Raw genomic sequence first — 16,470 nt, 5'->3', positions numbered from 1 at the left:
AAGCGCTTGAGAATAGCTATAAAAAAGCCCCGAACAACGGGGCTTAGCGCGAAATTAACTGCTGTTTACCAAGTGATATGCTTAAGCATTACCGTATTTTTCTGCCAAATAAAGCCAGGTTTCTACCACTGTATCCGGATTAAGCGATACGCTGTCGATGCCCTGCTCCATTAGCCAGGCGGCAAAGTCTTCATGATCCGACGGTCCCTGGCCACAAATACCGACATATTTGCCTTTTGCTTTGCAGGTCTGAATGGCCATGGCCAGTAGTTTTTTAATGGCAGGATTTCGCTCATCAAACAGATGCGCAATTAAACCGCTGTCCCTATCTAATCCCAAAGTAAGCTGAGTTAAATCATTAGAACCTATAGAGAAGCCATCAAAATATTCTAAAAATTCTTCTGCTAATAAGGCATTAGAAGGTAACTCACACATCATAATGACACGCAGGCCGTTTTCACCCCGTTTTAAACCATGCTCAGCCAGTAAGTCTATAACAGCAGCGGCTTCTTCCAAGGTCCTCACAAAGGGGATCATTACTTCCACATTGCTAAAACCCATGTCGTTACGCACTCGTTTCAACGCTTCTACTTCTAATGCAAAACAGTCACGAAAATCTGCAGAAATGTAGCGGGAAGCACCACGAAAGCCAATCATTGGGTTTTCTTCATGTGGTTCATACTGCCGGCCACCCACCAGGTTAGCGTATTCGTTCGATTTAAAATCAGACATCCGCACTATCACTTTCTCTGGTGCAAAGGCGCAAGCCAGCGTAGCAATGCCTTCGGTGAGTTTAGCGATGTAAAACTCCACCGGGCTAGCATAGCCGGCCATCATGCTGTCTATTGTTTGCTTGATGTCCGAAGGTTGCTCTGTATAGTTAATTAACGCTTTAGGGTGAATACCTATCATGCGGTTAATGATAAATTCTAAGCGCGCTAAACCAATACCAGCGTGCGGCAATTTTGCAAAAGCAAAAGCCCGCTCCGGATTGCCGACATTCATCATCACTTTTAAATTTAACGCCGGCATCTGGCTAATATTGCTGTTAATCACTTCAAACGGCAGTAAGCCCTGATAGACAAAACCAGTATCGCCTTCGGCACAAGACACGGTAACCTCATCACCGGTATTAATTTTTTTTGTAGCATCACCACAGCCTACTACTGCTGGGATCCCCAGTTCACGGGCAATAATAGCGGCATGACAAGTACGACCGCCGCGGTTGGTTATAATGGCGGAAGCACGCTTCATAATAGGTTCCCAGTCGGGATCTGTCATGTCGGTTACCAGCACATCACCTGGCTTAATCTGATCCATTTCACTGATGCCACTCAGTACCTTTGCTGTGCCAGAACCAATACGCTGACCAATAGCACGGCCTTCTACCAATAAAGGGCCAGTGGCATTTAACTGGTAGCGTTGCATGCTGTTACTGTCTTCACGGCTTTTAACGGTTTCCGGCCTGGCCTGCACTATATATAACTTACCGTCCAGGCCATCTTTAGCCCATTCGATATCCATGGGCCGGCCATAATGCTGCTCAATAATCACTGCCTGACGGGCCAGTTGTTGTACTTCATTATCGGTTAGTGAAAACTGCTGACGCCGTGCATTATCGATATCACGGATATGCACTTGTTTACCGTGCTCCTGCTGTACAGAGTACACCATTTCAACCATTTTAGAGCCGAGACTGCGCTTTACCACCGCTGGTCGGCCAGCGTTTAACGTCGGCTTATGCACATAAAATTCATCCGGGTTTACTGCGCCTTGCACCACCATTTCACCCAGGCCAAACGAAGAGGTAATAAATACGACATCCTCAAAGCCTGATTCGGTGTCAATACTAAACATTACGCCCGAGCTGGCGCAGTCTGAGCGGACCATACGTTGCACACCGGCAGACAAGGCCACCCCACGATGATCGTACCCCTGATGCACCCGGTATGAAATGGCTCTGTCATTAAATAACGAAGCAAACACATGCTTAATGGCAACAATAACAGCGGCATAGCCCCGCACATTTAAAAAGGTTTCCTGCTGACCGGCAAAGGAGGCGTCGGGCATATCTTCAGCTGTGGCTGATGAGCGAACTGCAAAAGAGATATCGGTGGCAGGGTCAGGATGTAATTGCTGGTAGGCCTTGGCAATAGCCTGCTCTAACTCGGGTTGAAACGGCGTATCTATTACCCATTGCCTGATTTGTGCGCCGGCTTTGGCCAGCGCCGTCACATCACTGACATCCAGGCCATCTAGTAACTTATAAATACGCTCATTAACACCGCTTTGCTCGAGAAACTGGTTAAAGGCATAAGCCGTTGTAGCAAAGCCACCGGGCACCTGCACCCCGGCAGAAGCCAGATTACTGATCATCTCACCCAGCGAAGCATTTTTACCGCCTACCCGGTTAACGTCATGCATACCGAGTTTGTCATACCAAATTACGAATTCTTGCACCTTTAGTCCCCACTTTTGTTGCCAGGCGTGTAAGCTTACACAGTGACTTACCACTACTTTGATTTTACACTTAGCGAAGACTTAAATAAAACCTTAATTTTTCATGTAATTTTATAACCACATTCAGGAGCTACTGTGCGTACAGCCTTTTATATTTCTGATGGGACAGCTATAACCGCCGAAGTGTTCGGTCATGCCCTGCTCACTATGTTTCCTGCGCAATTTGAGCATATCACTATCCCCTTTGTTGAAAGCTGCGATATGGCAGAACAAGTCAAACAACGCATTAACGATCGTTATAAAACTACCGGCCAACGCCCATTAGTCTTTCAAACCTTCGTGGATGATCAGTTACGGCAAATCATTAATAGCAGTAACGCAGTGTGTTATGACTTTTTAAATAGCTTTGTTGAACCCATTCAGCGCGAACTAGGCATAGCGCCGATGGCAAAAACCCATCGCACTCATAGCATGCATGAAAAAACCTATGACTTCAGAATTGATGCAGTAAATTATGCACTGGCCAATGATGATGGCGCTAATATGAAAAATTTTGATCACGCCGATATTATTTTGGTTGGAGTCAGCCGCTCGGGCAAAACCCCAACCAGCCTTTATCTGGCATTGCAATATGGTATTAAAGCCGCTAATTATCCTTTTGTGGAAGAAGATATGGAGGCATTAAAACTGGCACCAGAGCTACTGCGCAATAAATCTAAATTGTTTGGGCTAACCATCACTGCGCAGCGGCTAAGCCAGATCCGCCAACAACGCCGCCCTGATAGCCGCTATGCTTCACTGCGGCAGTGTCAACTGGAACTCAACGAAGTTGAATCCTTATATCGGCGTGAACAGATCCCATTTCTAAACTCCACGGCGCTGTCAATTGAAGAGATTTCTGCCAAGATTATCGCCAGTACCGGCCTGAAACGTCACAAATATTAATAATAATGACTTAATGAAAAGGCCCGCAAGCGGGCCTTTAACAGATATCTTTATATGATTACTTTCGGGCTACACTAAGCGTATCAGCAATTAAAAATGCTAATTCCAATACCTGATCAGCATTAAGCCTGGGGTCGCATTGTGTAAAGTATCGATTCGCTAAATCGTGCTCACTTAAACCATAAGCCCCACCGGTACACTCAGTAACATGCTCACCGGTCATTTCCAGATGTATGCCACCGGCATGGCTGCCTTCAGCTTTGTGTACAGCAAAGAAATTGCGTATTTCACGTAAAATCGCTTCAAAATCCCGGGTTTTATAATCGTTGCTGGCTTTGACAGTATTTCCGTGCATAGGGTCAGAACTCCAGACCACTTTGCGGCCTTCCTGCTGAACTCTTTGCACTAAGGCTGGCAGTTTGTCTGCCAGTTTGTCAGCACCCATCCGGGTGATCAGCGTAAGGCGACCCGCTTCATTATTGGGGTTAAGCGCATCTATTAGCCTGATCAAATCATCACTGTGCATGCCAGGTCCAACTTTAACCCCGACTGGGTTTTTAATACCACGGAAAAACTCCAAATGCGCATGATCTAACTGCCGGGTGCGTTCGCCTATCCACACCATATGGGCAGAGCAATCGTACCACTCACCAGTGAGCGAATCGCGCCGGGTTAATGCTTCTTCGTAATTCAGCAATAAAGCTTCATGAGAGGTATACAGCTGCGTTTCTCGGATAGAGGGTGAATTTTGTGCAGTAATACCGCACACCTCCATAAAACGCAGTGCTTCCTGAATTCGTTGTGCCACGCTTTGATAGCGATCTTTAAGTGGATTCGACTCGACAAAGCCCATATTCCAGCGACTCACCTGATGCAAATCAGCCAGACCGCCCTGAGCAAAAGCCCGCAGTAAATTAAGAGTAGCGGCTGAGTGATGATAGGCGGTGACTAATCGCTGCGGATCCGGCTGTCGCGCCTGCTCAGTAAATTCGAAGCTATTAACAATATCGCCACGATAACTGGGCAAGCTGATGCCATTAATGGTTTCCAGATCACTGGAACGGGGTTTAGCATATTGGCCGGCCATTCGTGCCACTTTGACCACGGGCAAACCACCGGCAAAGGTCAGTACCACGGCCATTTGTAATAACACTTTAAAGGTGTCACGGATTTTCGGTGCGTTAAAATCATTAAAGCTTTCTGCGCAGTCACCACCTTGCAGTAAAAAGCCCTTGCCCTCAGCTACCTGCCCGAGTTGACTAAAAAGATCACGGGTTTCCTGAGCAAACACCAACGGAGGATATTTATGCAATTGTTGCTCAACCTGCAACAAGGCGGCTTGATCCTGATAAGTGGGCTGTTGTTGGATAGGCAATTGCCGCCAACTTTGCGGTGTCCAGGTACTCACGTTTACAATCCTGTGGCTAAAAAGAGAAGTCATTCAAGTTATAGACTTCTGGACGTAAATTCAATGCTGATATGGCTGATTTTTTGTTTCCATGCCACCAGTCATGCTAACTGCTGAAATAATCGACAACTCCGCCACGCACACTACACCGTGTTAGCGGTAATATCGTTGCAAGATGGCATCACAGCCCTGCTCGATAAGCATTAATACCTGCTCAAAGCCCCGAATGCCGCCGTAATAAGGATCAGGCACTTCAGCAACAGCAGGATAATCGGTGTGTGCATGAAGAAATAGCTGAAGTTTATGCTGATATGGCTTGGGACAGCGATGGCGTAATTCCTGCAGGTTATCCTTATCCATTGCCAGAATTAAATCGTAATAAGCAAAATCAGTGTCTTTAACCGGCCTTGAGGCTAAACCCGTACAATCATACCCCGCAGCCAAAGCCACCTGCTGACTACGATTATCAGGTGGATGACCGCGATGCGAGGCACTGGTGCCGGCAGAGTCAATGTACAACGGTAGCTTTTGCGCTCTCGCTTTTGTACGCATTACTGCATGTGCAGTGGGTGAGCGACAAATATTCCCTAGACAAACAAATAACAGTTTGTGCATAACCTCTCCCTTAAATTCCTAGCTTAAGATACCTAAGCCCGCTGATAGCAGCAAGTTGTCCGCTGCTGTTTTTTTGATAGTTGCAACCGATGCAGCAAGGCGTCAAACTAGCTAGCATAAAAATAATAATCTTTTTGAGGCGTGACATGGACCGGTTTCAGCGACTGTTTTTAATAGTTGACAGCCATGATGAGCATAGCACCACCCGCCTAGCACGTGCAGCGGGGATTGATGTTATGCAATGTCACCCGGCAGAGCTCAGCGTTTTACCACTTCGCCAGGCATTGGTTGGTTATCCCTTTTATACTGATATGCCAGGTCGTAAGGGGTTTTCCACGCAATTACTGGCCATCTCAAAACAAGCACCTTTATTTATTTTTAGTGCTGACCGCAGCATGATAGATCCTAACCGGGCAATTCGGGCGGGGTTTAGGGGCGTAATTTACCGCGATGAGCAAGCTGAACGAATTAAAATGGCGTTGCAAACCATGATGTCTGGTCAGTTATACTATGCTCGTAATGTGATGTCTGAAGCGCTGGATCAGGCTTATCAAAGCAAACATCAACACTGGCAACAACCTGAACGACCACAGCATGATGTGCTGACCCGCAAAGAAAATCTTATAGCACAACATATTGCTGATGGTATGAGCAATAAAGAAATTGCCGAAAACCTGCAAATTAGTGCCAACACTGTGAAGGTGCATGTTTCTGCAATTTTCAAAAAAACCAGTTGTAAAAACCGTATCCAGCTAAGCCGCTGGCTACAAGGGAAATAGCCTGCAAATTAACAAATTTAATAAAAAATATTTTATAGTTGCAATTATTCAGCAAAGCCGCCAGTATAAATTCCTTGAGTGGTACAGACCACTGTGTGGTAACAAAGCTGAAGGTGAAAACAATGGACAGGTTTTCTAAGCTCATCATTTTAACTGAGCGCTCGCAACTGCATAATACTGCCATGCTGGCTCAATCTGTGGCTATTAATGTTAAACAAGCCTCTTTAGCCGACTATTTACTGGCTGCCAAGGTAGAGGCAAATACATTAATTGGGATTCAATTTTCACCCTCAGTAATTAATCGTAAGACGCTGTCAGCTGAATTACAACGTTTGATGACATTAAGTCCGGTGTTTATTTTTCAGGCAGAGCGCAGTCTGATAGATGCCGAAGTGGCGCTTCGCAACGGTATAAGAGGCTTGATCTTTCGCGATGAACAGCTAGATAGAGTACTGATGGCGTTAAAAGCACTCATGGCTGGCCAACTTTACTATTCACGGGATATCATGTCTGGGCTGTTAGATACGATGCTGTTTCCAGACACGCCAGCAGAAAAGGATTACAGTTTCTCTCAATGTAGTAGCCTGACCCGGCAAGAAAAGCGGATTATTCAGCTGGTGGCCAAAGGCGCACGTAATAAAGAAATTGCAGCAGCACTAAACATTAGTGCTCACACGGTTAAAGCACATATGTCCGCTATATTTCGCAAAACCAATGCCCGTAACCGTGTTGAGCTGTTGCGTAATTTACAACAGCCCGGCAGTGGCGCAGCCCATCAACCGCTATTAGCTAAGCTCGCCTGATCATCCAGTCGCCAAAAACCACGTTGCAAGCCTTGAGCGACTAACTCTACCACTGCTGTTTCCATCGCTTGTCTGACACAGTATTGCACCGGTTCATTGGTAGAGTAGCCCCCTTCCATTTCGACCAGCCTGTTTAATGAAACATAACGAAACAGCCCCGCGCGCAGCTCCTGTGAAAACACTTTTTTAGTGGTCGACACCGATAGCAATACCTGACCGGTAAATACGTCTACTGCGCGTAAATAGACGGTAACCTGATCTTCGCGATACAGCTCAGATGCGCCTATACCAAAGTACTCTGCACCTATACCGCCAGTGGTTAAATTGGTTTCATAACCAATAATTCCCCCCTCCAGTAACAGGCGAGCTTCTTTTAACGGCGGCAATTCGTTGGCTTTTTTATTTGCGCCATGAATTTTTCGCTCGGTTAGTAAGTTTTGTAAGCCCTCGCGTTCCAGTGGCGCAAACCAACCACTATCCAGCAGGATCTGGGTCAGCACTGAGGTCGCGCCCTGAGTTACGGCGGTAGAAAAACTGGAGACATTAGCTTGTGGCTTATACTGACCCGTTTGATCACGAAAAGCATAAACCGATACTGGTATCGCCTGACGCGGCCGCCCTTGCTGATGCAATTGCGTCAAAGCGTGACTGGGCTTATCTACCTTAGCAGGTGTAATATTTATTGCAGGTTTTGGTACCAGCGAACAAGCAGATAAAGTAATACTTAATGCGGCAACAGCTAAATAGCGCATTATCAGCCCCCTATAACCGGAATAGTAATAATAGTAACTTCACCGTTATTCAGGTTAGTGATGTTTACAATCACACTGCCATCGGGTGCTAGAGTTACCTCTATCAGGTATTCGCCAGTATTATAAACACCTTCTACCAAATCACCATCGGCTATGCGCCTGGTAAGAGAGTTAATAATATTGCGCTCCAGCGCCTCGCGAAATTTATCGACAAAAGATAAAGTGGGACGCTCGGGCGTATTGGCATTTTGACTTTGTGCTTTTTGCAGCAAAAAATTACCGTTTAATGGATTACCGCCAAAACTGGGGTTAATCGGTGTATAGACTAATTCTGTAGCCGCGACTCTTGAGCAGCTCAGCGCTAAAATTAAAACAGTTACGTATTTATACATGGTGATCCCTTAAAAAATATCAGCTTCCAGCTCACCTAACATGCGTTCAGTATGAATATTTGCCAACTCATTGATACTCATCAATATTGCTTGCTCTGCCATGTCTTTGACATTGTTATAGCGCCGGCCAAAATAGGTTTGGTAGATCCTTTTTTGATCTAACTCCACCCACAAAAAAGTCCCTGCCTGCGGATATACTTGTTCGTAAACCACCACAGACACGCCATCAGTTGCAGGAATATCACGCCAGTAGCCGGCATAATAAAAAAAGAAGTCTTTGCCAAAACGGGAAATGGTCCGGTCAATGACCAGACCACTTAATTCGATATCCGCCTTGACAGGAGGGTGATGAATTAACATCAAAACCAGCAACATCCAGTATTTCATACTAAAACGGCGGCTGTATTTGCATACTGCCGCCTAATCCTGTTAGTTTTGATTAACAATGGCAGTGTTAAAATCACCTACCTGGGTCACACTCAGTACGCTGTTATTGCTATACTGGCCGCCCAACACCACATTGTCATTACCTTGCTGCACAATAGAGACACTGCCTGAATTACCAGCCACATTAAATGACAGTAAGCCGTCGCTGCCGCCAACCCAGTTACCATCTCCGCGCTGTAACACATCAATCAGGTTGCCATTGCCAGCCACTAACATATCAATAAGGTTGATATCACCCTGTTGTTCAACGTTAAGTTGGTTGGCGACCACAATGCCATCTGAGGTTAGCATCGCTTCATTGGCATTACCACGTTGCTCTAGTCCAATCTCATTATCAATACCGACAAAATCAACTACAGCCAGGTTATCATCACCGCGCTGGGTAATGTCGGCAGTATTATCAAAGCCAAATAGCGCTACAACGGCTTCATTGTTATCACCATTGCTGTATATATATCCCGCATTAGCATCCAGACCTAACAACATTTCAGCATTATTGTTGTTACCTACCTGGATAACGGTTAAATCATGATTATCACCATCGGTCGCTAATAAAGCAGTATTGGCATCGCCGGTTTGCACTACATCTATCAGGTTATTATTGCCAATTAAACCCAGAGGGGCATCCACTAAATTAGCATTGCCTACCTGATCAACCAGTATCATGTTGTCATCGCCCTGCAAAGGGTCAACAATAAACTGGTTAGCATTACCGTTCTGAAACACGTCAATATAGTTGTCATTACCCTGCACATCGAAGGCAATAAACACATTGCTGCCGCCAGTCTGCTGAATAGAGGTTTGGTTGTTATCGCCATTTAAACCAACAATGCCGCCTACGTTGCCATTACCGTTTTGTTCAACTACAACGGTATTAGCATTACCGACGCCATTTAATATTGCCGATTCGTTGTTATTACCTTGCTGTACACTACTAAAAAAGTTGTTTTGGCCACTGAAACTGCTATTGCTCCAGTTAGTGTTACCAGATTGCTCTACTTCACTCCAGTTCATATCGCCATTCAGTGTGACAAAGGCTTCGTTGCGATCGCCTTGTTGCCTTACGTCAATATCATTAACATCACCATTAATGGCCAGGGTGGCTTCATTCCAAAACCCTGACTGAGTGACCGTCAACGTATTGTCATTACCCGAAATCTCACTACTGGCAATATGCCAGTCTTCAAATTGTTCGATCCGGCTGAGGTTTTCATCGCCAGTAACAAAGTTATAAGCTTCAAGCCAGGTACCATCCTGACGCAGTAAGCTTTCATTAGCCTCCCCTGCCTGATCTATAATAGCCAGGTTCGCCTGAGCACCGCGATGTGTCTGGTTTATTTCCGCCAGGTTACCCTCAACGGAGCCGGCAGTTGAGGTTTGCTGAATAATGGCTGTATTTTGTGCCATTGCCGGTGCGGCCAGGCAGCAGGCTATCGCTACCCCTAAAAGATGTTTGCGCACTATGCGAGTTTTCATGTGGAACTCCCTGTTGTATTTAAATATTATTTTTTAATGTTAACCAGTAATGCCAATTAGAACTGAGTAATAGAAATGGCAGCACCTATACCGCTTTGTTCAATGGAAAAACTTCTCCCTCCCCATTGCTCAAGTTGAATAAGATTTTGATGACCGTGCTGCAAAATATCAGCACTGTTATTATTCCCATACTGACGGATAAGACTCTGATTACCTAAGCCATGTTGCGATAAACTAATGTCATTAAATTCACCTTGTTGCAGTAAAAAGGCGTAATTTGTCTGACCATCCTGTGACACGACAAGTTGATTATTAGTACCTAGCTGCATGATATCTATGCCGTTGGCTAAAGCATGACGCTCTAGCAGTGATGTAAGCGGAATAGAAATATCGGTCGACGCATAAGAACCACTACTCATGGTCAAAAACGCAAGCAGTAACACACCTGCTTTGTTTACATTTTTTGACTTTAAAACCACAAACATAGCCATTCCTTAACGCTGTAGATCAAAGCCTAGGCTAAAGCAGAGAAGATATATTGCTATAGGAATAACAGGCTATTTTTAAAATAAACATATAAGACATATAAAATAGGTATTTGAAGCAGCATTAATGATTTAGCCGCTTTTATTTACATTTAACCTGCCAAACCTACTAGTTCTTTTTTCTAATTATCTATCACTTGTTTAATATTTGTGAATTTACATGCTATCAATGTAGGGTGCTTTTCGCATGAAGTATCCATTTATAACGATAACAGGACGTCTTATGTCAAAAAAAACTCTTATTGCTTTTGCTGTAGCTAGCGCACTCTGCGCCGGACAGGCCTCTGCCAGCCAGCTTGCAATGGCTGCTGATGATTCCATTTTAATTATGTTTAAACCCGGCGTATCTAAGCAGGAACGGCAAACACTTATTAAACAAACTGGCGCTAGTCTGCGGCAACTGGACGCTGAAGGTCGTGATATTCGGATGCGGCATGTCGCTCAGGGCCGGATCCACAAATTAAAGATCCCAAAAGGGGTTAATCGTGATTTTGTAATAAAACAACTGTCTCGTCATCCAGCTATTGAAGTGGCTGAGCCAAACTATCTGGTAAGCTCTTTAATGACACCATTGAGCATCCCTAATGACCCGCGTTTTACAGACTTATGGGGCTTACACAATACGGGGCAGGCCGGTGGTACTATAGGCGCAGACATTAGTGCCATTACTGCCTGGCAAACCACTACCGGCAGCCATGATGTGATCATTGGTGTTATAGATTCAGGTATGGATTATAACCACCCTGATCTGATCGATAACCGCTGGGTAAATGATGGTAGCTTACCCGGACATCAGTTTGGCTATTCCACGCTGAATGCCAGTGGTGATCCAATGGATTCTGACTCGCACGGTACTCATGTTGCAGGGACCATAGGAGCAACCGGTAACAACGGTGTCGGCATTACCGGAGTGAGTTGGCAAGTAACGCTATTACCCTGTCAATTTCTCGGCCCTACCAGTGGTAGCACTGCAGGGGCAATCGAATGTATAGATTATTACACCAATTTAAAAACCAATTATGGTGTTGATGTTAAAGCTACTACTAACTCTTGGGGTGGCGGCGGTTTTTCCACCACACTTCGTGAGGCCATTCAATCGGGTGGAGACGCGGGAATATTGTTTATTGCTGCAGCGGGAAATGCGGGGCAAAACGCCGATGTAAATCCGATGTACCCGGCCGCTTATGATTTAGATGTCATCGTTTCGGTTGCTTCTACTGATCGTAATGATAACTTATCTATTTTCAGCAGTGGCGCCTCAAACTATGGTTTAACCTCTGTCGATTTAGCTGCTCCTGGCTCTGCGATAGTATCTACCGTACCCGGCGGCGGTTATGCCAGTTATTCTGGTACCTCAATGGCAACACCTCATGTATCCGGTGCAGCGGCCTTACTTTGGTCAATTGATCCAGACATCAGTCCTTTTCAGATGAAAGCTATTCTGATGAATACCGGCGATAGTCTGACGGCATTAGAGGGTAAGACAGTATCAGGCAAACGTCTTAACTTGGCCGCGGCTTTGATGGAAGCGGATCCGGCACCAGGTTTTCGCTTAGCGATAACCCCGCGTAATCAGCAAATTATTGCTGGTGAAAGTGCAGATTTTGAGTTGGATATCACCAGTGTGGCAGACTGGAACCAATTAGTTGAGTTAAGTGTCGATGTTAGCCCTGCGCTAGAAGGTGTTAGTCTTGCGAGTCCTCAGGCCATGCCGGGCGAGTCGGTGCAATTAAATATCACTACAACGCCGTCTACTCATTGGGGAGATTACGTCTTTACTGTTACCGGTATTGACAGTGCTAGTGGCGATATAGTCAAAACCGCAACAGCAAGTTTAAATATTCAGCCTTTTGGCCTGTCTGACTACAGCTATGAAAATACTGTACCAGTGCCTATCCCTGATAACTCACCAACCGGTATTACCAGTATAATTAATGTACCAGATGCAGCAACAGTGTTTGGCACTGCGGTAGATATCAATATTACCCATACCTGGAGAGGCGACTTAATTGTTCGCTTAACCTCTCCAAGCGGAACTGAACATATTATCCATAACAGAACCGGTGGCAGTGCTGATGATTTAATTGGTACCTGGGCTATTGATACCTTTAATAATGAAAATATGCAGGGTGACTGGGTATTGTTTGTGTCAGACAACGCTGGTGCCGATGTCGGCACACTAAATAGCTGGGGCCTGACCTTCAGTGCGCTTGCGGATGATATTACTTTTCCGGATCCGGTCGCGCCTGTCGCTGACTTCAGTTACATAGCCTCTGGTTTACAGGTCGATTTTACTGATCTGTCCAGCGATGCCGATAACGATATCAGCAACTGGCAGTGGCAGTTTGGTGATGGTGGTTCTTCTACTGAGCAAAACCCCAGCCATAGCTACTCTGCTGATGGAGATTACCTGGTTAGCTTGACCGTCACTGATAGTACAGGTTTAGCCGACACCATTGAAAAAACCGTAACTGTAGTGCAAAGCAGCATTAGCTTGGTACTTCATCGTGCGGTCAGGGCACGTACTGGTTCTACTATTGTAGATCTGCGTTGGAGCGTTACCAACGACGAGGTCGATGTTTACCGGGCGGGTGTGTTAATCGATACCGTCAGCGACAGTGGACGTTATCGTGACCGCTTTAACTCACAAGATGCCAGTGTGCTTTATAAAATCTGTCTGGCAGGCACAAGCGTTTGCTCAGCTGAGCTAACTGTGTACTTTTGATTTGCATTTTGACACATTGTTGATTTAATAATGTCAATTAAATAAGGGCAGCTGCGGCTGCCCTTATTTTGCTTGATCGCTTGCGATGACAAGGTAGTATAACAGACTGATGTTCTATAAATTTTGAGGCGCCAGTGCTGACACAGCTGCATAAAGTTGAGCAACAATTAAATGACGTGATCTTAGGCAAAACAACGCAAATTAGATTAGCGCTGTGTTGCTTGCTGGCCGATGGTCACTTATTACTGGAAGATTTGCCAGGTATGGGTAAAACTACCCTCGCCCATGCCCTGGCTAATTGTCTGGGGCTCAGTTACAGACGAGTACAGTTTACTAACGATCTTCTACCCGCTGATTTAGTCGGTTTGAACATTTATGATACCCGCTCACAGCAATTTCATTTTCAGGCCGGACCGGTGTTTAGCCAAGTGCTTTTAGCTGATGAAATTAACCGTGCCAGTCCTAAAACGCAGAGTGCCTTGCTTGAAGCAATGGAAGAACGGCAGGTCTCTATTGACGGTGAAACCCGCCCGCTGCCATTGCCCTTTTTTGTTATTGCCACACAAAACCCAATGTATCATGCAGGTACCTCGGCCTTGCCAGAATCGCAACTTGATCGCTTTATGATGCGGTTATCACTGGGTTTTCCAGATAAAAAAGCTGAACACGCTTTATTAAGCTCTGATCATAATGGCTCCAGGCTGAACTTATTAACTGAGCAATTAGAACGCCAGCACTTACTGCAGTTACAAGCTCTGGTTCCACAAGTGAACGCCAGTGCTGAACTGATTGATTATTTACTGGCGCTGGTACATGCCAGTCGGCAACAACAAGACTTATTACCCTTATCGCCCCGTGCCGCTAAAGCCATATTGCGTGCCGCTAAAGCCATGGCCTTTATTCAGGGAAGACAATTTGTAACAGCCGAAGATGTGCAACAGGTCTTCCCTTTTGTTGCCGAGCATCGGCTAGACCCTCACAGCAATGCTGAAGTGCAGCAACACAGTAAAAACTTGCTGCGACACACACCTTGTCAGTTATGACTCTGCGCAGCCACCTGTCAAACCAATACTGGAAACTACTCCATAAGTGGCTGGATCGACGTCAGCCAAAAGATAGCAGTGTTCGCCTGACACAAAAACTGATTTATATCTTGCCGTCTAGCTATGGCTATTGGTTTAGTGTGCTGTTGTTGCTGTTGTATTTGTTGGGAACAAACTACCAGAATAACCTGATTTTACTGCTCTGCTTTATCTTATCCAGTATATTTTTACTGGCAATGGTTTTGGCTTTTCGCAATTTGTATGGTCTGCAACTAGAACTCAGTAACGATGGAGAGGCATACAGTGGCCGTGCTGGCCAACTACCATTACAGCTTAGTACTAAGGAGGCCAGACAACGTTTAACTTTAACATTACTGCAGCAAGCTGTCGCTTTAGAACTGGATTGGCTAGACAGAAATAGTCAGGTTAAGATCCCTTACCAGTTTGCGCATCGCGGCTGTTATGACCTGCCGCGCCTCAGAGTCAGTAGCGATTTTCCGTTTGGCTTGTTTCAATGCTGGAGTTATCCGGGACTGGCGGGAAAGCTCTGGGTCTATCCGGAACCTGCGGTGCATCAACAGCGTCATTATGGTGATGAGCACAGTGGTCAGCAGCAGTTGCAATTACAACCTGATGAAATTAAGCCTTATCAGGCTGGCGATAGCCAACGCCAACTATTGTTTAAACGCCTGGCCCGCGATCCGGCCAATCCGGTAAGCCGGGCCGCACTACCCCAGGGAAATCATGAACAATGCTGGGTTCAGGTGCCAGCTTTAAGCGGCGCGGCACTGGAACAAGCCTTGATGGAAGCCAGTAGCCAACTTCATGAATTAGACAAACAGGCTATTGGTTATGGCCTTATTTGCCCGGCCGGTCGAATTGAGCTTGGTAGTGGTCAGCGTCAGTTGCAACGTTGTTTACAGGCGCTGGCATTATGCTAACTAACAGTAACTTGAACAAGGATAGGTTGACGGATCAAAAACGTAAACGTCAGCTTAGTCAGCATCTGCTGCTGATCCAGGGAGCCTTGCTGTTATTACTGCAACCGGCTTTTGTCTGGTGGAGCAGCGCCCTCTATGCCAGCTTGTTGTTATGGCATGGCTATCGAAGCTACTCGGGACAGCATGCGGTTAAGCCGTTAATCATTAATTTGCTGGCACTGCTGATGTTAGTCCCCATATTGGCCGCTGGCCGGCAATTGGGAGTATTGCATTTAATGCTGCATATTCTGTTATTGGCAGCCATATTGCGATTATTGCTATTACAACGTTTAGCTGACATTAAACAGCTTTTTTGGGTACAGTATTTTCTAATAGCCTGTTGTTTTATTTTTTATCAATCTATAAGCATGGCATTACTGGTCATCGCAGTGTTTTTGCTGAATCTGGCCTTACAATACCGTACCTTTGCCTCGGCGCAGAGCCGCTTACCTGTTACCAGTTTACTGCGTGCCACACTATTAACCTTGCCTATATGGCTGGCGCTGTTTTTACTTTTTCCACGTATAGGCCCTTTATGGCAAATTCCTTCGCAACAAAGCGCTATTACTGGTCTGGGAGATAGCCTGGATCCTGGTAGTATTGAAAATTTAGTGCAAAGCGATGAGTTGGCATTCAGAGTCAATTTTCAAAGCGAGCGGCCAAAGCGACAGGAATGGTATTGGCGTGCTAAGGTGTACGAAGAGTTTGATGGTCGCCGCTGGCAAGTTCATTCGCGTTTTAACCAACGCAGCAGCATGGCTGCGGCAAGCGAGTTAACAGCTGAGGATCGATATCAGATAATTGCCGAAGCCAGTCACCAGCGCGATCTCTTTAGTTTGGGCGTGCCGGTTAGTCTCAGTGCTAATATCAGCCGACGTCCGGCAGAGCTGGTGATGGCCAATTCAGTGCTGTCACAACGTTTCAGTTATCAGCTTAGCAGCAGCCGCACCCCACCAGCGTTGGCTTTCGCCCGCGAAGCCGAGATGAATTTACAATTGACAAACCACAATCCCAGAGCCAGAGCTTTTGCACAAGAGTTAGCCGCCAGCCACGCAAAGCCAGCGCAACTTGTGGCGGCTATCGCCGATTATTTTGCCAAT

The 16,470-nt window shown here is 45.8% G+C and carries 15 protein-coding genes; 7 read left to right on the top strand and 8 right to left on the bottom strand.

Features of this window, described 5'->3' with window-relative positions; all coding sequences use genetic code 11:
- Positions 1 to 81: 81 nt before the first annotated feature.
- Positions 82 to 2,460 (bottom strand): phosphoenolpyruvate synthase, encoded by a 2,379-nt coding sequence (gene ppsA / locus V7D78_RS08400; RefSeq protein ID WP_333608000.1) that lies wholly within the window; start codon positions 2,458 to 2,460, stop codon positions 82 to 84.
- 135 nt (positions 2,461 to 2,595) lie between these two features.
- Between ppsA and ppsR the strand changes: the two genes are divergently transcribed.
- Positions 2,596 to 3,405, top strand: a complete 810-nt coding sequence (gene ppsR, locus V7D78_RS08395) for a posphoenolpyruvate synthetase regulatory kinase/phosphorylase PpsR (protein ID WP_333607999.1) — start codon at positions 2,596 to 2,598, stop codon at positions 3,403 to 3,405.
- A 58-nt stretch (positions 3,406 to 3,463) separates the two neighbouring features.
- Here the strand turns inward: ppsR and V7D78_RS08390 are convergent, their stop codons facing one another.
- Both V7D78_RS08390 and V7D78_RS08385 read right to left on the bottom strand, forming a co-directional pair.
- Positions 3,464 to 4,813, bottom strand: coding sequence for a class II 3-deoxy-7-phosphoheptulonate synthase (locus V7D78_RS08390; RefSeq protein ID WP_442886517.1), 1,350 nt, complete (start codon positions 4,811 to 4,813; stop codon positions 3,464 to 3,466).
- A 153-nt stretch (positions 4,814 to 4,966) separates the two neighbouring features.
- On the bottom strand, positions 4,967 to 5,428 hold the full coding sequence (locus V7D78_RS08385; RefSeq protein ID WP_333607997.1) for a low molecular weight protein-tyrosine-phosphatase: 462 nt from the start codon (positions 5,426 to 5,428) through the stop codon (positions 4,967 to 4,969).
- A 146-nt stretch (positions 5,429 to 5,574) separates the two neighbouring features.
- On the opposite strand from V7D78_RS08385, the gene V7D78_RS08380 reads away from it, so the two are divergent.
- The gene (locus V7D78_RS08380; protein ID WP_333607996.1) at positions 5,575 to 6,207 is read left to right on the top strand and encodes a response regulator transcription factor; all 633 of its coding nucleotides are present in this window, start codon (positions 5,575 to 5,577) and stop codon (positions 6,205 to 6,207) included.
- 122 nt (positions 6,208 to 6,329) lie between these two features.
- Positions 6,330 to 7,010: a response regulator transcription factor gene (locus V7D78_RS08375; protein ID WP_333607995.1), complete on the top strand. Its 681-nt coding sequence runs from the start codon at positions 6,330 to 6,332 to the stop codon at positions 7,008 to 7,010.
- On the opposite strand, the gene V7D78_RS08370 is transcribed toward V7D78_RS08375, so the two are convergent.
- From V7D78_RS08370 to V7D78_RS08350, 5 genes are read right to left on the bottom strand one after another with little or no spacing between them, the layout of a single operon-like run.
- Entirely contained in the window at positions 6,983 to 7,762 is a 780-nt protein-coding gene (locus V7D78_RS08370; RefSeq protein ID WP_333607994.1) for a CsgG/HfaB family protein, read from the bottom strand. The genes V7D78_RS08375 and V7D78_RS08370 overlap by 28 nt on opposite strands.
- A 2-nt stretch (positions 7,763 to 7,764) precedes the next feature.
- Positions 7,765 to 8,154 (bottom strand): curli assembly protein CsgF, encoded by a 390-nt coding sequence (locus V7D78_RS08365; RefSeq protein ID WP_333607993.1) that lies wholly within the window; start codon positions 8,152 to 8,154, stop codon positions 7,765 to 7,767.
- A gap of 9 nt (positions 8,155 to 8,163) precedes the next feature.
- A complete protein-coding gene (locus V7D78_RS08360; RefSeq protein WP_333607992.1) occupies positions 8,164 to 8,541 on the bottom strand; it encodes a curli production assembly/transport protein CsgE in 378 nt (125 codons plus the stop codon).
- Positions 8,542 to 8,583: 42 nt separating this feature from the next.
- Positions 8,584 to 10,077 (bottom strand): hypothetical protein, encoded by a 1,494-nt coding sequence (locus V7D78_RS08355; protein ID WP_333607991.1) that lies wholly within the window; start codon positions 10,075 to 10,077, stop codon positions 8,584 to 8,586.
- 56 nt (positions 10,078 to 10,133) lie between these two features.
- Positions 10,134 to 10,562 carry a curlin subunit CsgB gene (locus V7D78_RS08350; protein ID WP_333607990.1) on the bottom strand — a complete coding sequence of 143 codons (429 nt, stop codon included), beginning with the start codon at positions 10,560 to 10,562 and terminating at the stop codon, positions 10,134 to 10,136.
- 283 nt (positions 10,563 to 10,845) lie between these two features.
- Here V7D78_RS08350 and V7D78_RS08345 point away from each other — a divergent pair, with 283 nt between their 5' ends.
- The 4 genes from V7D78_RS08345 to V7D78_RS08330 all read left to right on the top strand — a co-directional run.
- Entirely contained in the window at positions 10,846 to 13,347 is a 2,502-nt protein-coding gene (locus V7D78_RS08345; protein WP_333607989.1) for a S8 family serine peptidase, read from the top strand.
- A 134-nt stretch (positions 13,348 to 13,481) separates the two neighbouring features.
- Positions 13,482 to 14,390 (top strand): AAA family ATPase, encoded by a 909-nt coding sequence (locus tag V7D78_RS08340; RefSeq protein ID WP_333607988.1) that lies wholly within the window; start codon positions 13,482 to 13,484, stop codon positions 14,388 to 14,390.
- A 110-nt stretch (positions 14,391 to 14,500) separates the two neighbouring features.
- Positions 14,501 to 15,331, top strand: a complete 831-nt coding sequence (locus V7D78_RS08335; protein ID WP_333607987.1) for a hypothetical protein — start codon at positions 14,501 to 14,503, stop codon at positions 15,329 to 15,331.
- Positions 15,325 to 16,470: DUF3488 domain-containing protein (locus tag V7D78_RS08330; RefSeq protein ID WP_333607986.1), on the top strand; the 1,146-nt coding region annotated here is incomplete at its 3' end. The genes V7D78_RS08335 and V7D78_RS08330, both read left to right, overlap by 7 nt.

The sequence above is a fragment of the Arsukibacterium sp. genome, from assembly GCF_036735525.1.
In the GTDB taxonomy this organism is placed as follows: domain Bacteria; phylum Pseudomonadota; class Gammaproteobacteria; order Enterobacterales; family Alteromonadaceae; genus Alishewanella.
Note: the sequence above shows the minus strand (reverse complement) of the source record. Positions and strands in the feature narration are given on the sequence as shown.

Bases quoted from the DNA above. Each gene is read 5' to 3' on its own strand.
- V7D78_RS08385 (WP_333607997.1), bottom strand. From the start codon at position 5,428: ATGCACAAACTGTTATTTGTTTGTCTAGGGAATATTTGTCGCTCACCC.
- V7D78_RS08380 (WP_333607996.1), top strand. From the start codon at position 5,575: ATGGACCGGTTTCAGCGACTGTTTTTAATAGTTGACAGCCATGATGAG.
- V7D78_RS08375 (WP_333607995.1), top strand. From the start codon at position 6,330: ATGGACAGGTTTTCTAAGCTCATCATTTTAACTGAGCGCTCGCAACTG.
- V7D78_RS08370 (WP_333607994.1), bottom strand. From the start codon at position 7,762: ATGCGCTATTTAGCTGTTGCCGCATTAAGTATTACTTTATCTGCTTGT.
- V7D78_RS08365 (WP_333607993.1), bottom strand. From the start codon at position 8,154: ATGTATAAATACGTAACTGTTTTAATTTTAGCGCTGAGCTGCTCAAGA.
- V7D78_RS08360 (WP_333607992.1), bottom strand. From the start codon at position 8,541: ATGAAATACTGGATGTTGCTGGTTTTGATGTTAATTCATCACCCTCCT.
- V7D78_RS08355 (WP_333607991.1), bottom strand. From the start codon at position 10,077: ATGAAAACTCGCATAGTGCGCAAACATCTTTTAGGGGTAGCGATAGCC.
- V7D78_RS08350 (WP_333607990.1), bottom strand. From the start codon at position 10,562: ATGTTTGTGGTTTTAAAGTCAAAAAATGTAAACAAAGCAGGTGTGTTA.
- V7D78_RS08345 (WP_333607989.1), top strand. From the start codon at position 10,846: ATGTCAAAAAAAACTCTTATTGCTTTTGCTGTAGCTAGCGCACTCTGC.